15 protein-coding genes and 1 pseudogene are annotated in these 15,525 nt (G+C 54.6%); 7 read left to right on the top strand and 9 right to left on the bottom strand.

Features of this window, described 5'->3' with window-relative positions:
* Window positions 1–800 precede the first annotated feature (800 nt).
* Window positions 801–1,448, top strand: coding sequence for a hypothetical protein (locus FQ192_RS17865; RefSeq protein ID WP_149659750.1), 648 nt, complete (start codon window positions 801–803; stop codon window positions 1,446–1,448).
* A 115-nt stretch (window positions 1,449–1,563) separates the two neighbouring features.
* On the opposite strand, the gene FQ192_RS17860 is transcribed toward FQ192_RS17865, so the two are convergent.
* Window positions 1,564–1,965 (bottom strand): RidA family protein, encoded by a 402-nt coding sequence (locus FQ192_RS17860; protein ID WP_149659749.1) that lies wholly within the window; start codon window positions 1,963–1,965, stop codon window positions 1,564–1,566.
* A 131-nt stretch (window positions 1,966–2,096) separates the two neighbouring features.
* Between FQ192_RS17860 and FQ192_RS17855 the strand changes: the two genes are divergently transcribed.
* Window positions 2,097–3,014 (top strand): LysR family transcriptional regulator, encoded by a 918-nt coding sequence (locus FQ192_RS17855; protein ID WP_149659748.1) that lies wholly within the window; start codon window positions 2,097–2,099, stop codon window positions 3,012–3,014.
* Between the two features lie 20 nt (window positions 3,015–3,034).
* Window positions 3,035–3,160 carry a hypothetical protein gene (locus tag FQ192_RS17850; RefSeq protein WP_256672303.1) on the top strand — a complete coding sequence of 42 codons (126 nt, stop codon included), beginning with the start codon at window positions 3,035–3,037 and terminating at the stop codon, window positions 3,158–3,160.
* Between the two features lie 6 nt (window positions 3,161–3,166).
* On the opposite strand, the gene punR is transcribed toward FQ192_RS17850, so the two are convergent.
* On the bottom strand, window positions 3,167–4,096 hold the full coding sequence (punR, locus tag FQ192_RS17845) for a DNA-binding transcriptional activator PunR (RefSeq protein WP_149659747.1): 930 nt from the start codon (window positions 4,094–4,096) through the stop codon (window positions 3,167–3,169).
* Window positions 4,097–4,218: 122 nt separating this feature from the next.
* Between punR and punC the strand changes: the two genes are divergently transcribed.
* Window positions 4,219–5,418 carry a purine nucleoside transporter PunC gene (gene punC, locus FQ192_RS17840; RefSeq protein WP_149659746.1) on the top strand — a complete coding sequence of 400 codons (1,200 nt, stop codon included), beginning with the start codon at window positions 4,219–4,221 and terminating at the stop codon, window positions 5,416–5,418.
* A 195-nt stretch (window positions 5,419–5,613) separates the two neighbouring features.
* On the top strand, window positions 5,614–8,199 hold the full coding sequence (locus FQ192_RS17835; protein WP_149659745.1) for an EAL domain-containing protein: 2,586 nt from the start codon (window positions 5,614–5,616) through the stop codon (window positions 8,197–8,199).
* A 97-nt stretch (window positions 8,200–8,296) separates the two neighbouring features.
* Here FQ192_RS17835 and FQ192_RS17830 read toward each other — a convergent pair whose 3' ends face one another.
* The 6 genes from FQ192_RS17830 to FQ192_RS17805 all read right to left on the bottom strand — a co-directional run bounded on the left by FQ192_RS17830 (window position 8,297) and on the right by FQ192_RS17805 (window position 10,978).
* On the bottom strand, window positions 8,297–8,770 hold the full coding sequence (locus tag FQ192_RS17830) for a phage infection protein (RefSeq protein ID WP_149659744.1): 474 nt from the start codon (window positions 8,768–8,770) through the stop codon (window positions 8,297–8,299).
* Window positions 8,771–9,002: 232 nt separating this feature from the next.
* The gene (locus tag FQ192_RS17825) at window positions 9,003–9,326 is read right to left on the bottom strand and encodes a hypothetical protein (protein WP_149659743.1); all 324 of its coding nucleotides are present in this window, start codon (window positions 9,324–9,326) and stop codon (window positions 9,003–9,005) included.
* Window positions 9,327–9,395: 69 nt separating this feature from the next.
* A complete protein-coding gene (locus FQ192_RS17820; protein WP_149659945.1) occupies window positions 9,396–9,794 on the bottom strand; it encodes a GFA family protein in 399 nt (132 codons plus the stop codon).
* Between the two features lie 69 nt (window positions 9,795–9,863).
* On the bottom strand, window positions 9,864–10,151 hold the full coding sequence (locus FQ192_RS17815) for a hypothetical protein (protein WP_306108893.1): 288 nt from the start codon (window positions 10,149–10,151) through the stop codon (window positions 9,864–9,866).
* A 29-nt stretch (window positions 10,152–10,180) separates the two neighbouring features.
* Window positions 10,181–10,477 carry a hypothetical protein gene (locus tag FQ192_RS17810; RefSeq protein WP_149659741.1) on the bottom strand — a complete coding sequence of 99 codons (297 nt, stop codon included), beginning with the start codon at window positions 10,475–10,477 and terminating at the stop codon, window positions 10,181–10,183.
* A 228-nt stretch (window positions 10,478–10,705) separates the two neighbouring features.
* Window positions 10,706–10,978, bottom strand: coding sequence for a hypothetical protein (locus FQ192_RS17805; RefSeq protein WP_149659740.1), 273 nt, complete (start codon window positions 10,976–10,978; stop codon window positions 10,706–10,708).
* A gap of 317 nt (window positions 10,979–11,295) precedes the next feature.
* Between FQ192_RS17805 and FQ192_RS17800 the strand changes: the two genes are divergently transcribed.
* Complete coding sequence (locus tag FQ192_RS17800; RefSeq protein ID WP_149659739.1) at window positions 11,296–12,726, top strand: IS1182 family transposase; 1,431 nt, start codon at window positions 11,296–11,298, stop codon at window positions 12,724–12,726.
* Window positions 12,727–13,018: 292 nt separating this feature from the next.
* Here the strand turns inward: FQ192_RS17800 and FQ192_RS17795 are convergent, their stop codons facing one another.
* Window positions 13,019–14,614, bottom strand: coding sequence for a DUF6119 family protein (locus FQ192_RS17795; protein WP_149659738.1), 1,596 nt, complete (start codon window positions 14,612–14,614; stop codon window positions 13,019–13,021).
* 167 nt (window positions 14,615–14,781) lie between these two features.
* On the opposite strand from FQ192_RS17795, the pseudogene FQ192_RS17790 reads away from it, so the two are divergent.
* Window positions 14,782–14,958, top strand: a pseudogene (locus FQ192_RS17790) (cysteine hydrolase); the annotation flags it as partial.
* Window positions 14,959–15,525: the final 567 nt, after the last annotated feature.

Raw genomic sequence — 15,525 nt, 5'->3', positions numbered from 1 at the left:
CGTCACCTCCTGTGGGGGGCAGCCACTGGCGACGGGATTTGTCGTCTACCAGTTGCAGGTAAATCACGCTTGGACCATAGGCCGGGTTGGCACCATCCGCAACCTTGCATCGTCACTCGGTATAACGGTTCGAAATATTAGATAAATAGTTACTGGATAGCGTTAACAATATTCAGTTGATATGGATTAGTCGGCAAAAGTTGGGGGCGGAACAATTCAATTGGGTCTTTGAGTGTTCATGTCTAATGGCGGATGATCGCACGCTCAATAGTATGACGTTTTTGAAGGGGGGGAGGTGTAAATGAGAGTTCGTCGCTATTGCACCTGTTTGATGCTGTACAGTAACTAGTGGATCCAATAGATAGTAGTCGCGCCCCTCTGTAATCAAGTAAGCCAGTTGCCATGGGCGTTGACGGTTAGTTGTCAGATTAGTGGGCGATTAAGACGGTGTTAAGTGGGGCTGCCGTTTGTCGGTAGTCTGCTCGAAAAATGAACATTTCTGGAGCATGGGCCTCTGATCCTTCAGCACGTCACCCCATGACCTGCTGCAGCTGTCGCAGAAAAAGAAGTGGAAATTGAACCTCATGTGCAGAGTATGCAAATGGGGATTTTTTTATCTGCAATTCAGGAGGTATCACATATGCCGGTCGTTGATTTGCCAGGCGAATCAATGGGCATTGCAGTGCCAAGTCTATGATTTGGCTTGTCTTGTATAAGTAAGGTCGCGCAGGATTTTTTTAGTGGACAAATATCCTGTTAAGTAGCTGATCTGTACTATCGAATAAGGTGGAGAACTGACCGTGGCGATAAATACAATTATGAGCCTGCTCGAAAATAAAGAATTCATGGAGCTTTTACGTCTAGGGGTTGTGTATGTTCATTTAGTGGCGTGTTGTGTGGCAATTGGCCTGGTGTTGACCAGTGATATCACAATGGTCAAAGATTTATTTAAACGAAAAACATTCACTGAACATGATAACGCTCACATGGAAGGCCTTCAGAAGTCTGTCATCGTGGCATTGATAGCGTTGTGGCTGACCGGTATCGGCATAGTCGGTATTGATTATCTGGACAAGGGGATGGATTACTTTATGAATCCAAAACTTCAAGCCAAAGTGATTATTGTCCTGTTGTTGAGTTATAACGGCATCCTGCTGCATCGCTTGGTGTTGCCGGCCCTGCAAAAGGCGGGCTCCTTGCTCAATCTCGGGTTCAGTGCACGGATGCTGGCGCTGTTCTGTGGCTCGTTATCAGCGGTGTCCTGGATGTATGCCGCGATGCTCGGTGTCGGGCGCCCGTTGGCCTGGAAATATTCGCTTTCTGAACTGTTGCTGGCCTATCCGGTGCTGATCGTGCTGGGCTTCCTGACGATGCTGGTGTTGACTTGGCGAGCGAAAAAAACCGACTCAGTCGTTACGCTACATCGTGCTGTGGCGAGCGCATGCTAAACCGGTTTAGCGTGTAAGCCCCGAGGACTTTTCCGCAGTCAGACAAAGGAAACGGCCTTCTTTGTGTCGGGTGGCAATCCGGGCCCCGCACAAGGAAGGTCGTTGTGGTTTTGAGTTACGCCTGTGCCTGTGGAAGCCTGGCAATCACCTTGATCTCGAAATCAAACCCATACAGCCACGTCACACCCACCCCCGTCAGCGTCGGGTGCGGTGCGTTGCCCCAGAACTCCGGCACGATCTTCCAGATGGTTTCGAACTTCTCCTCGGGATTGACGATAAACACCGTCACATCAACCACATCATCGAACGTGCAACCCGCCGCGACCAGGATCGCGTTGAGGTTGTTGAACGCGCGCCGCACTTGGGTTTCCAGATCGGGTTCGGGCGAGCCGTCTTCGGTGCTGCCGACTTGGCCCGAGACGAACAAAAAGCCATTGGACTTGATCGCCGGCGAATAACGATTGCGCTCGTAAAGTGCCTGGCGTCCAGGCGGAAAAACCACATCACGCTGAGTCATAAGTACCTCCATCGGCAGGTCAACACTGACCCGCAATTAACGATGAAGGAACTGTAGGCACTTGCGCCCGCCCGATAAACGAGCAACCTTGGCCATTACTGTTTGTAATACCCAAACAGTCCGGGGCAAAAATGGACCGTTTTGATGCAATGCAGGCCTTCGCCCGGGTGGTGGAAACCGGCAGCTTCACCAAGGCTGCCGAGACCCTGCACATGAGCAAGACCAGCGTGACGCAACTGGTGCAGCAGTTGGAGGCGCGCTTGCGGGTGAAATTGCTCAACCGCACCACGCGCAAGGTCAACGTCACCGCCGACGGCGCGGTTTTTTATGAGCGCGTGGTGCGGCTGCTGGCGGACATGGACGATGCCGAAACCAGCCTGTCCGGCGCCTCGGTGCAACCCAGGGGCCGCCTGCGGGTCGATGTGCCCAGCCCGCTGGCGCGGCTGATTCTGATGCCAGCATTGCCGGCGTTTCATGCGCGCTACCCGGACATCCAGATCGACATGGGCGTCAGTGATCGCATCGTCGACATCATCGGCGAGAACGTCGATTGCGTGGTGCGCGGCGGCGAGCTTACGGATCAATCGCTGATGGCCCGGCGAGTGGGCGAGCTTCAGCTGGGCGTGTTTGCCGCGCCGAGTTACCTGGAGCGGCTCGGTACGCCGACGCATCCGCGGGAGCTGGAAGACTCGGAGCATCGGATCGTCGGCTTCCTGTGGGCGCGTACGGGCAAGGCTTTGCCCTATGCCATGAGCAGCGGCCATGAGCAGCTTCAGGTCAAGGGGCGTTACGTGTTGGCAGTTGACGATGGCAATGCCTACCTCGCGGCGGGGCTGGCCGGGATGGGCGTGTTTTGGTTGCCGGACTACATGTCCAAAGGCCCCGAAGCCCGGGGTGAACTGGTGCGCCTGTTCGCGGATTGGCGCCTGGAGCCGATGCCGCTTTCTGTGGCTTTTCCGCCCAACCGGCACATCAGCATCAAGGTGCGGGTGTTCATCGATTGGGTCGCGGAGTTGATGGCGCAGCACGCGCCGATCACTGGCCCATAGAAGACGCCGGATCCACTGTAGTGTGCAAAACCTGTCGCGCGGCGGGCATGGCGATATTGGGCGATGCCGCCACGCCGCTGCGGATTCTGTGCATCGCGTTGATCCTGGGCGGCGTGATCGGGTTGAAGTGGGTGTCGGCGGATTGATTGGGTTCAACGTTCGTCGTTAACGATCAGCGCGCCATTCAACCATTCCTGATTCATCGTCTCGGCATCCCCCAAATAATCCAGCAACCAGGCCATGGCCGGTGAATGCTTGTTTTGATTCCACGCCACGCACGACGGACTGGCGGCGAACGGCCGTTGCAGGTTCAGCGCGACCAGTTCGCCTTGCTCGATCAGTGGCAGCATCAAGTGCGCCGGCGCCATGCCCACGCACAAACCTTCGCGCAAGCAATCCAGGGCCGAAGCCCAGTTCGGCACCACCAGCCGCCGCTGATTATCCAGCGACCAGGTATCGCGTTTCGGCAGATGGCGCGAGGTGTCGTTCATGCACAGCGCGGGGTAGGGGCGCAGTTGATCGTCGTCCAGTGGTCCGTCCAATGCCGCCAACGGATGCCGGGCGCTGGCCACGCACAACCAGTTCAACAGGCCCATGTCGCGGAAGCTGTAGTGACTGGCCACCGGCACGGCACTGGTGGCGCCGATCACGATGTCGGTGCGCTCATCGGCGAGGGCGTCCCACACGCCGTTAAACACCTCGTAGCTGAGCAGCAATTCCACGTCAGGAAACTGTTTATAGAAATCCAATACCAGTTGCCGACAGCGTTCGTGTTTGACGATGGCATCCACTGCCACCTTCAACTGTCCACTCCAGCCATTGGCCACTTGCTGGCACAGGCGCCGGGTGTCGAGCATGCTTTTCATCACCCCTCGGGACTGCTCGATAAACAACTTGCCGGCCGGCGTCAGCTCGACGTCGCGATGACGCCGCACAAACAACGGCACCGCCAGCCATTGTTCCAATTGGCGCACGGTGTAGCTCACCGCTGACGGCACGCGGTGCAACTCCTGCGCCGCCGCGCTGAAGCTGCCGTGCCGGGCCACGGCATCGACCACATCCAGGGAATATTCAGACCACATTCAGTTGCCTTCAAAAATATTGATCACAGTGTTCAATTATTAGCGCTTCACACGAAATGCTCACCACCCATAATGGCACGCTGCTAACAAATTATTTGATTGAAGATTCCGTTAGGGCGTTGATGAAAAACTCGTTTGGCTTCACCTGTTACCTGATTGGGCTGAGTGTGCTTGGCTACCTGGGCATGGACATGTACCTGCCGGCGTTCGGCGTCATCGGCGACGAACTGCATCTGTCGGCCGGCGCGGTCGGCGCAAGCCTGAGCATTTTCCTCGCCGGATTTGCCGTCGGCCAATTACTGTGGGGCCCGATGTCCGACCGCATCGGCCGCAAACCCGTGTTGCTGATGGGCTTGAGCCTGTTCGCCCTGGGCTGCCTCGGCATGTTCTGGGTCGAAACCGACGTGCAACTCTGGGCGCTGCGCTTTATCCAGGCTGTCGGCGTGTGCTCGGCGGCGGTCAGTTGGCAAGCGCTGGTGATCGACCGCTACCCGCCAGAACAAGCCAATCGCCTGTTCGCCGGGATCATCCCGCTGATGTCCCTGTCACCCGCACTCGCGCCGCTGCTGGGCGCGCTGCTGCTGAATCACTTGGGCTGGCTGTCGATTTTTGCCGTGCTGCTGGGCGTCAGTGTTCTGTTGCTGGTGCCCACGGTGTTGCTCAAAACTACAGCGAAACGCCTGACCGCCAACGGCGAACGCTCGCGCATCAGTTTCGGACAACTCCTCAAAACCCCGGCCTTCAGCGGCAACGTCCTGATCTACGCCGCCTGCTCAGCCGCGTTCTTCGCCTGGCTCACCGCCTCACCGTTCATCCTCGGCGGCATGGGCTACAGCCCCAGCGACATCGGCCTGAGCTACGCATTGCCGACCCTCGGCTTCCTGATCGGCGGCTTCAGCTGCCGCAGTTTGCTGCAACGCATCAGCGGTAACGTCATGCTGCCCTGGCTGATCCTCGCCTACTGCGTGAGCATGGTCGCGCTGTACCTGGTCGCGACATTGACCACGCCGACCCTCACCACACTGCTGATCCCGTTCTGTCTGATGGGATTGGTCAACGGCGCCAGTTTCCCGATCATCATTACCAACGCACTGACACCCTTTACGGAAAACTCCGGCAAAGCGGCGGCGTTGCAAAACGCGTTGCAACTGGGGGCGTGTTTTGGCGCGAGTTTGCTGGTGTCGACGTGGATCGAGCAGCCTTTGCAGATTGCCGTGGTGGTGATGCTCGGGACGGTGCCGCTGGCGGCGTTGGGGTATTGGATTCAGGGGCGCAAGAGGGCGCAAGTGGCGCGGTTTGGGCGAGCCGAGATAGATCAGTAACCTCGATTTATCTGATGTCGCAACCTCTGCGGATTGGCGCTAATTCACCTCTTTCCCAAGGGGAAGGGAAATACTCAGCTAGCCTCTTGGAGAGTATTGAAACGGCGTCGTGAAAAGCGAGGTTACTCACCCTTCTGTTAACGCAGCCGATAGCGTTATATGCGACCGACTCGCCTCCAAGACAAGCGGGAAATTATGCCGAGCAATCTCGCTTCTATCGTCCAAACCCTCACCATTCGCTCAAGCCTGTCGCTGGCACGCGGTTCTCTGTTCAAGTTTGTGGGGCTGTTAGCCGCCGTATTTGTACTGGCCAGCCTCTCCCTTATTTATCTGGCCCATGATCTCGACCGCACGGAAGAGGTCGAAAGTGCGTTCTACACCAAGAAGGCCGTGCAATCGCTGGAAAAGTCCATGCGTTCGACCGTCAAGGACTACGCATTTTGGGGCGATGCCTACAAGCACCTGCACACGGAAGTGGACACTGACTGGGCTTACGTTCGGCAGAACATTGGTTCAACGCTTTATACGGACTTCGGAATGCAGGGCGTGTTTGTCGTCAACGACGTTAATCGCACCGTTTACTCTGTGATCAAGGGTGAGTTGAAACCTGTAGAAGCCGCCGATTGGCTCGGCCAGTCCATTGTCGGCATTCTCGATAAAGCGCGTGCCGGTGCGGAAACGGAAACGCCGATCACGACCTTTATCAATGTCAGGGGCACCCCCGTGCTTGTCGCCGCGGCCGCGATCACCCCGGGCACTGACCCCACGGTGGCGCTCGATGACCGGTCGCCTTCGGTGCTGGTTTTCGTGGACATGCTGAACAGCACCAAACTTGAACTAATCGGCAGCGATTTTGGGGTCGATCATTTGCACGTCGCCACCCCCGACGAAAAGGACGCAGGTTCTTTGCTTGCATTGGGCGATAACGGTGCGGCCGGCAGCCTGCATTGGAAGTCGTCACAGCCAGGCCTGCGTTTGTTGGGTATCGGCTTGCCATTGATCGGCGTCGCCGCGCTGCTGGTGTGGTTGATGACCTGGGCCATCTTGCGTCGCACGACCGCTGGCGCACTGGCACTCGACGCCAGCTATGCGTCGCTACAGAGCAGTCAAGATGCGCTGGCCATCAGCGAAGCGCGGTTTCGCGACGTGGTGGAAGCCAGCTCGGACTGGGTATGGGAAATCGATGCTGACTGGCGCCTGACCTTTTTGTCCGAGCGATTTGAAGTCGTCACGGGGCTTTCCAGGGACGCTTGGATCGGTGCGCGTATAGACGATCTGTTGTGCACCGAATTAGGCACGTTATCCCAATGGCTCAGCATCCCGAATCGCCGTCCGGATATCAGCGTCCAGTGCCGATACGTCGACACCAAGGGCCGGGAGCGCATCACTCGCCTATCGGCTCGACAAATGGCCCGGGAAGGATTCCGGGGCACCGCGACCGATGTGACGGAGGAGGTTGAATCCCGCCGGCGCATCGAATTCCTCTCACAGCATGATGCCTTGACCGGCTTACCCAACAGGACGCGTCTGCAGGAGTTTCTTGATGGCAAACTCAAAGCGCTGCCGACGGTAGAGCAGCCGCTGATCATGCTGAGCCTGGACCTGGACCGGTTCAAACCGGTCAATGACTTGCTGGGGCATGCCGCCGGTGATTTGGTCCTCAATGAAGTCTCCAGTCGCCTGGCGGCCTGCGTGCGCGATGGCGACCTTGTCGCCCGTATCGGTGGGGACGAATTCGTATTGATCCTCACCGACGTGAGCTCCCAGGACGAAGTCGAGGCACTCTGTCATCGCTTGATCGAGTCCATCGAGCGGCCTATCGCCATCGAGGAGCAGGAAGTGTTCGTCAGCGCCAGCATCGGCATCGCGATGGCGCCAACCGACGCTTTCGAGGCCGCCGAGTTGCTGCGCTACGCGGATATTGCGCTGTACGAAGCCAAGTCCGCCGGTCGCAACACCTGGCGCTTTTATGCCGGTGATATGAACGCCCGAATCATTGAGCGCCGCCGCCTGGAAAGCGACCTGCGTTACGCCATCAAACACGGTGAACTGCGCCTGCATTTCCAGCCCCGTTACCGCATCGCCGACGGGCAAATGGTCGGCGCCGAAGCGCTGGTGCGCTGGCAACACCCCGAGCGCGGTCTGATACCACCCGACACGTTTATCCCGATTGCCGAAGAGTCCGGGCTGATTCTCGCCTTGAGCAACTGGGTGCTCAATACCGCTTGCCGCTGCGCCGCACAATGGCCGGAAAAACTGTTCGTGTCTGTCAACCTTTCACCCATCGAATTCAAGCGCGGCGACCTGGTCGAGCGCATCCAGAATGCGCTCCATGACTCCGGCATAGACCCCACCCGACTCGAGCTGGAAATCACCGAAAGCGTCATGCTCGACGATGCCGCCGGCGCACTTGAGCTGATGCATACGCTCAAACGCCTCGGTGTGCGGATATCCATGGACGATTTCGGCACCGGATACTCTTCGCTGAGCTACCTGCGCGCCTTCCCATTCGATGGCTTGAAAATCGACCGTAGCTTTTTGAGCCGACTGGTCGAAAGCGAAGGCGACAAAGCCATTGTCCAGGCCATCGTGGGCCTGGGGCGCGCGTTATCCCTCACCGTGACGGCTGAAGGCGTTGAAACCGCCGAACATCTCAGATTGCTCAAAGCCGTGGCGTGCGACGAAGGCCAAGGCTACTTCCTGAGCCGGCCGCTGGATAATGCGGCGTTTGATGCTTTGCTCGACGTCAGCGAGCGGGCAGGTAGCCGAAGCAACGTATGAATCGCAGCGCCTGAATAGGACTGAATTATTTCAGGCATGAAAAAGCCCGGCTGATCAGGCCGGGCTTTTTGTTGGTTACCGCTTTAAAGCCAATCATTTATGCGACGCGGTTTTGGATCAGACGATCCGAGCCACCTTCAGCAACGCGATTCTGTTGCAGACGATCGGAGCCACCTTCAGCTACACGATTCTGTTGCAGACGATCCGAACCACCTTCGGCAACGCGGTTCTGTTGCAGACGATCCGAGCCACCTTCGGCAACGCGATTCTGTTGCAGACGATCGGAGCCACCTTCGGCAACGCGATTCTGTTGCAGACGATCCGAGCCGCCTTCAGCTACGCGATTCTGTTGCAGACGATCCGAGCCACCTTCAGCAACGCGGTTCTCGATCAAACGATCCGAACCACCTTCGGCAACACGATTCTGTTGCAGACGATCCGAACCACCCTCAGCCACACGGCTTTCAATCAGTCGATCCGAACCGCCTTCGGCGATCATGGTGTGGGAAGCGGCAAAAGCGTTAACTGCAAAAACCGAGAAAGCGATGCTGAGAAGGATTTGGCGTTTCATGAGGGTGTGCTCCGGGGTGTTTATTGGTTGGTATGGAGCGGATGTTACGCCGGGGATTTTTTATGAGAACTTCATTGACGTGATGGTGACCATCGACGCCAATGATGGTTGGCAGAATGGGCTATCGGCGAAGTTGATAATCCGCCATCGACCCGATCCCCTGTGGCGAGGGGGCTTGCCCCCGTTGGGCTGCGAAGCAGCCCCAAAACCTGCAATCGCCACGACATCCGCACTACCAAAAGCGCAGTTCCCCACCGAGCATCAAGAAAATCAACGCCACTCCAAAATTGCCTGCCAGCAGCGGTGCGAGCGTAATCAAGCCTTGAAACACGACAGCAACCTTCAAGCCATCGGACAAGCCATAACGCCGCCAATACAGCACATGCAGGACAAACGTCAGACCGTTCGCTACCCAGGCGGCGCCAATCGCCATCAGGTAATTCTCCTGTGCAATTCGCAACAACATAATCAACAAACCGAAGATTACGACGAGCGCGGAGCCTACGGTCAGTGGCGAGTAATCCCGCTTTATCGGGTCAGAGACAGGTGGTTGCATTGCGTTTCCATCCATTTAAGCGCAAAGAAAAACTAATCCATTCAATGAATTAGCCGTGACTAAAATTTATCAATCCTGAGGCCACTGATCCCCAATCTCAAACCACGAGGCCTTCTCGGACACACACGTATGCCGCTGCTTCTGCGCATGAAACGGCGTATCCAGCGTCCCCACCGCAATCGAAATCCAATCCGCAAACTCGCCATTCGAATCCGACCAAAACAACGAAGTCCCACAGATCGAACAAAACTGTCGCGTAACCCCCGCCGACGACTGAAAACGCCTGAGCGCCTCCACGCTGCTCGCAATGGAAACCGCCGACCTCGGCGCACTGGCATACGTCGCAAACGCCGCCCCATGGGCCTTCCGGCAAATGGCGCAATGACAGTGCGACACCGCTTTCAACTGACCCGAAACCTCATACGTCACGGCCCCGCACAAACAACTGCCTTGATGAAACTCATCCATGTTCATCGGTTACTCAAATAAAAAAGAGGAGGGTAAAGGCACAGCGGACGCCGGATAAGTGTTCGCCGATCAATCCTGAGCCCGTTTAATCGCATAAGCGAGCGTGGCGGCTTCATCCCTGAGCGCATCGAACCTTTCATTCAACTCAACATGCCCAGGTTTCCACGCAAACACACCCGCGACAAAGCTTTGACCAAGCACAAGATCATTGAGCGAACTCATCCCGCCGTAGGCCGACAACAGATACTCAACCCCATAGGCATCCCCGTTCAACAAGTGCGCCCGCGCTTTGCGCATCCACTGACCCCAGTGAACAGCGCCATCGCTCTCAAGCACCACGGCAAGTTGCTCAAGCACGCCAATAAGCTGCTTAGTCTTCGGCCCCATTATTGAAAAGCCCCAAACTGCGGAACGATGGACTTGCCCAGATAATTCACCGCCGCCACGTACTGCCGGCCAGTCACGCTGACCAACCGCGCATGGCACTCACAGCAATAGTCGTCGCTACCGTCTTCAAAGTTAAACAACACCGTCGCCTCTTGCAGCGCCGAAAGCGCAAAACCTTCCGCCGCCAGCATCTCCTCGAAACGCGTTTTCAACGCATTAAGCCCGTTAGACAAATAGGGATGACTTCTCAGCGCGGGAGGGCAGACGTCTTCTTTCGTCAAATCAACCGCTGCCACCCTGCCACCCTGACACCCAACGGCCGCAACGCCTCACTTAAATGGGGATGAACCCAGGACAGCGAACTGCCGGCGTGGTGAGCGAGGCTATGACACACGCTGCTGAGGAGTTTATGGGAAGGCATTCACAATCCTTGCGAAGTCGGGGCGAGGCGAGCGACGGATTCTATGCCTCCACGCGTCCCCCCGACAAAACAAAACGGGTGCCTGCCCGGCACCCGTCTTCACTTACTCCTTAACCTGCGCCCGCAAACGCCGACCGATCACATCCATCAAATCACAGCCATCGCGCAACGGAATGACCAACAACTTGGAAAAGTCCGCCAACACCACCGTGTCACAACCGATCTCGGCGCGGTAAGCGATGTTCTCCAACACCTGCGTGACCGTGCGGATGCGGTAATCGGCCATGGCTTGCAGGACGTCGAGGGGGGCTTGGGTGTCGATGAGGAGGGAAGCCGGGACCAGGTCGATTCCCGTTAGGGGCATGTATCTTTCCATAAGGTGAAACTCCGAATCAGATTTAAGTAAAGGACTGATCCGATCTGCAGGTCGCCAAACCTGGTCGCTTTTTGGGGGACGGGGTAACAGTAAGTTTTGTCGCCGCATGGGGATAGGCGTAATTTCCGAGGTTTTTGTAGGACGGTTATGGATAGCAGGCAGGAGCTTGGAGTAGGCAGGTCCGGAGCGTAGGATCGGTAATCCGTGTTCGATCCTAATCGGTCGCTCGGCAACGACTGCTTTCGGCCCAGAGTGTGTAAAAACGCTTTCGCGAACCCTTGCTATGATTTCTGAGGATTTCATCGCAAGGATCGCCCATGAAGCGCTTTATCCAAGGTGAACATCGAGGCCAAAGCACCTTCCTTCCAGAGAGCCTCGACGATTACGTCACGGATACCAATCCGGTGCGCGTAGTCGACGTTTTTGTCGACGAACTTGACCTGGTCAAACTGGGTTTTGAAGGCGCCATACCGGCAGATACTGGCAGGCCGGCTTACCATCCCGCTGTCCTGCTGAAGATCTACATCTACGGCTATCTGAACCGCATTCAGTCGAGCCGGCGCCTGGAACGAGAAGCCCAACGCAACGTCGAGCTGATGTGGCTGACCGGGCGTTTGATGCCCGATTTCAAGTCCATCGCCAACTTCCGAAAAGACAACAGCAAGGCCATCCGAGGCGTCTGCCGCCAGTTCGTGGTGCTGTGCCAGCAGTTGGGATTATTTGGAGAAAATCTGGTTGCCATCGACGGCAGTAAATTCAAGGCCGTCAACAACCGCGACCGCAATTTCACCAGCGCCAAGCTGAAGCGGCGAATGGAAGAAATTGAATCGAGTATCAATCGGTATCTGACTGCGCTCGACGAAGCCGATCAGCAAGAACCCTCAATCGCTCAGCCCAAGGCTACTCGTCTGCAAGAGAAAATCGACAAGCTCAAAGCTCAGATGAAAGAGTTACAGGTCATTGAAATTCAGCTCAACGAATCGCCGGATAAACAGGTCTCACTGACCGATCCAGACGCCCGCTCCATGATGACTCGCGGCACGGGAATCGTCGGTTACAACGTGCAGACAGCGGTCGATACCCAGCACCATTTGATCGTTGCGCATGAGGTTACCAACGTCGGTTCCGACCGCGATCAACTCAGCTCGATGGCCAAGCAGGCCCGCGAGGCGATGGCGTCAGAAACGCTGTCGGTAGTGGCTGACCGAGGTTACTTCAAAAGCGAAGAGATCCTGGCTTGTCACGATGCAGACATCACCGCCTATGTGCCCAAGCCGATGACCTCTGGAGCCAAAGCGGACGGGCGTTTCAATAACGATGCCTTCATCTATGACGCGGCAAAGAACGAATACATTTGTCCGGCTGGAGAGACGCTGATCTGGCGCTATACCAACGTTGAAAAAGGCCTGACATTGCACCGTTACTGGAGTTCGAAATGCCGGGGCTGCGCAATGAAACCGCAGTGCACACCGAGCACGGAACGGCGGGTTCGACGCTGGGAGCATGAAGCAGTACTGGAGGAAATGCAGAACAGGCTGAGCAACGCGCCGGAAATGATGCGGATCCGAAAACGGACGGTTGAGCATCCCTTCGGGACGCTCAAGCAATGGATGGGCGCGACACACTTCCTGACCCGAAAGCTTAACGGGGTAAGCGCCGAGATGAGCCTGAATGTGCTCGCCTACAACCTGAAACGGGTCATGAAAATTCTCGGTACCAGCGGTTTAATGAAGGCGCTGTCGGCCTGAAGAGGTCTGTATTTTGGCCACCCAGCAAGGTAGAAGCGGCGCTAGGGACTCCCAGGCCCTAGTGATGATCCGCAGGACTTGTTGCGAGCAATTACTCAGCTAACAACCGTCGGCGCTGCGCGCCGACAGTGCATCAGCGCGTTTTTACACACTCTGGGCCAAAAGCAGACGTTCGGAAAGTAGGGGGGTTCCATCCCTGTACGCGCTAGCCTCGATGCTGTTTTAAGCCTGCACATCCAAATGCGTGTCGCCCGGGCTGCGCAAGCACGACTATGCGCAGCCTTTCATCTATTCACTTATTGTGCCGAGAAAAGTAGATTTTCGGCGTTAGCCCTAGCCCGCTTACAAGTTTTTGCCAAGATTCCACTGCAAGAAGAAACTGGATTGAGTTGAACTCGGTAATCCTTTGAACCTCTTCTTCAAACACGAACCACAAAGCAGCCGTATCAAACTCCTGATCAAAAGCAATCTCTCCCCGCTTGATAAGTTCAACCGAGTCCTTTGATTGCTCGATGTTATAAATAAGATCAGGCCCAGTCTCAGAAATTTTTACAGATATAATCTCCCTATCTTTGTATAAATCGGCAACTTCAACCTTGTAGTTTTTTTTGCCAGCCTCAAGTGACCGTATTAGCGTCAACTGACGATCAAGTAGTAGATAGCCATTTTCATCACGCTGTTTCTTATTAAAATAAGATTCACGGTATGTGATATTGTCGTCAACAGGTTCGCCAGCTTCGATTTTACGTTGCTTCTCTTCTTTCCATACGATGTAGTCAGCCTCCTCAAGCGGCTCTTTCACAACAGTAACTATTTTATCCAAGGAACGTTTTAGGTAATCCATGAACGTATCATTGAATTTATACCAATCACCATTTCTTAAAAAATACTGATACCCTTCAAAAGCTACGGGGAGGTCTAGTAATTCCTTCAGATCTTTTGTAAACAGACCTTGTTCATCACTTTTAAATTGCACGCTGAGGGAGCTTACACATTCGACATCCTCATGTTCCTCTAAAAAATCACTGATGTGCTCAACCGTCAGCGAGTTACCAATGTCTTTTCTGTAGTAACCAGAACTTCCTGGCTTCTTAGCGGACAAACGATAATCATAATTATGAAAATTAAAGCAGATCGCAACACCATAAACATGAAATTCTTCTATCGCAATATTACCTTGGCGATTTTTAAGCGAAATGAAGAGAAGTTTATCCAACTCCTCCGAAAGCTCGTCATTGACAGCCTCCAACTTTGGCAACCTAATTACTTCATTACCCATTAGGCCTTCTTTGATTTGATCGAATATCTGAGCGAGATCGATCGGATCGCGATTCATCTCCAATTGGATCGAGTCTGCAAAAATTATATTCTTTTCACCCCACAGCTCCTTATCAGAAGCTCTTAACTTCAAATGATCTACAGACTCTCCTGGATCATAGCTGTTCGGCTGAAATTTTTGATACGACGAAACATCTTGCCTTTTGGTTCCGGTGAAATATCGGCTTTTCTTCAGCAGAATCGTATGTTCGTCGGCCATTCGCACTGCTAGGTCGATGCCGAAATCATATTGTATGAATCGCGAAAGGTAGAAATGAGCCTTTCCTAGGCTCACTGCATATATCTGGTTTGGATCATCCAACTGTATACACAATAGCAGTCCGAAGTGAAAAATATTTTGGGGCTTTGCAACCTCATTGTTAAAAAAATTCTGATAAGTTTCCCACCACCAAATGTCGTTCCCCTTAATTTTCTCCGAAAAATAAAAGGTCATGGAGTAGTTGTCAGCTTGATGGGTCTTTTGTTCGACCAACCCAACCCCGGCAAGCTTCTCTTTAAGCTGGTCTAATTTAGACGGTTTAACTTTATAAATATTATAAGGATTATTCATGGCACATTCCCTTTGAGCGCCAAGCGTTGGCGAATTAAAAATGCCACGTTAAAGGATTGTTCGCAACAGTCGAGCGTATACCCGGATATCTGCATCTCACATAACAAACCCTGATCAACGAGACCCCTTAGCTATTATGCGATGCTTTGAACCATCACTATAGACATGTCGATAGTACCTGCCGCACCGCACGAGATCTTGGATTCGATACAGTGCTGATCGCCGATGGTCATACCTGCACCGACACTCCTGCCTTGAAGGCTGAAAGTATCCTCGCTCATCACAATGCAACCCTGGTGGGCGCATTCTGTTGTGTCGTTCACGCTGAGGACTGGCATTTCTAACCGGAATTGACAGATCGACTCAGGTTCTGGGTCGATCTATCTGCTTCGTGTGACTGCGGCCCCTACGGCAGGCAGAAATCGGCCATAAGCAGTCAGTCGGAAATGCCCACGAAACCATGGGCGATTCATCACAATTTTGAACGTCATCAAGCTTGCCTAAGCACTAGATATAAAGCCTTCAACCCTGCTAAAAATAGAAGGGCTATAGGTCTCATAAATTTCTCTTAGAAACTAATCAATTATACAAACGAAATGGCAGGTCTTCTGCGACGGCTTGCCCAGGAGTGCAGAGCCACTGCCATACTTGTTGTTGTGTTAAGCTTCCCTCGCACAATCGCAATAGAGCCTCACCCAAATCCCCGCTTTCAACTACGCTTAACCGGCCACAGGATGCAATTTGTTGTGGAACACTCGGATCTACTCCGGGATGGCAAAGAGTCGTAAACGCTCCATGAACCCCACACTCAAAGTCACCACCTGATCCCAGACGCGGTGCCCCATATTTCTATACCTGTGGCACATAAATAGCTCACCTACCATTTTGCTGGCATAAAAATGCCACTGTTT

The sequence above is a fragment of the Pseudomonas sp. ANT_J12 genome (assembly GCF_008370045.1).
In the GTDB taxonomy this organism is placed as follows: domain Bacteria; phylum Pseudomonadota; class Gammaproteobacteria; order Pseudomonadales; family Pseudomonadaceae; genus Aquipseudomonas.
Note: the sequence above shows the minus strand (reverse complement) of the source record. Positions and strands in the feature narration are given on the sequence as shown.

Excerpts from the sequence above, each read along its gene's own strand:
- FQ192_RS17830 (WP_149659744.1), bottom strand. The coding sequence starts at position 8,770 with ATGAAACGCCAAATCCTTCTCAGCATCGCTTTCTCGGTTTTTGCAGTT.
- FQ192_RS17820 (WP_149659945.1), bottom strand. The coding sequence starts at position 9,794 with ATGGATGAGTTTCATCAAGGCAGTTGTTTGTGCGGGGCCGTGACGTAT.
- FQ192_RS17825 (WP_149659743.1), bottom strand. The coding sequence starts at position 9,326 with ATGCAACCACCTGTCTCTGACCCGATAAAGCGGGATTACTCGCCACTG.
- FQ192_RS17795 (WP_149659738.1), bottom strand. The coding sequence starts at position 14,614 with ATGAATAATCCTTATAATATTTATAAAGTTAAACCGTCTAAATTAGAC.
- FQ192_RS17805 (WP_149659740.1), bottom strand. The coding sequence starts at position 10,978 with ATGGAAAGATACATGCCCCTAACGGGAATCGACCTGGTCCCGGCTTCC.
- punC (WP_149659746.1), top strand. The coding sequence starts at position 4,219 with ATGAAAAACTCGTTTGGCTTCACCTGTTACCTGATTGGGCTGAGTGTG.
- FQ192_RS17855 (WP_149659748.1), top strand. The coding sequence starts at position 2,097 with ATGGACCGTTTTGATGCAATGCAGGCCTTCGCCCGGGTGGTGGAAACC.
- FQ192_RS17835 (WP_149659745.1), top strand. The coding sequence starts at position 5,614 with ATGCCGAGCAATCTCGCTTCTATCGTCCAAACCCTCACCATTCGCTCA.
- FQ192_RS17800 (WP_149659739.1), top strand. The coding sequence starts at position 11,296 with ATGAAGCGCTTTATCCAAGGTGAACATCGAGGCCAAAGCACCTTCCTT.
- FQ192_RS17860 (WP_149659749.1), bottom strand. The coding sequence starts at position 1,965 with ATGACTCAGCGTGATGTGGTTTTTCCGCCTGGACGCCAGGCACTTTAC.
- punR (WP_149659747.1), bottom strand. The coding sequence starts at position 4,096 with ATGTGGTCTGAATATTCCCTGGATGTGGTCGATGCCGTGGCCCGGCAC.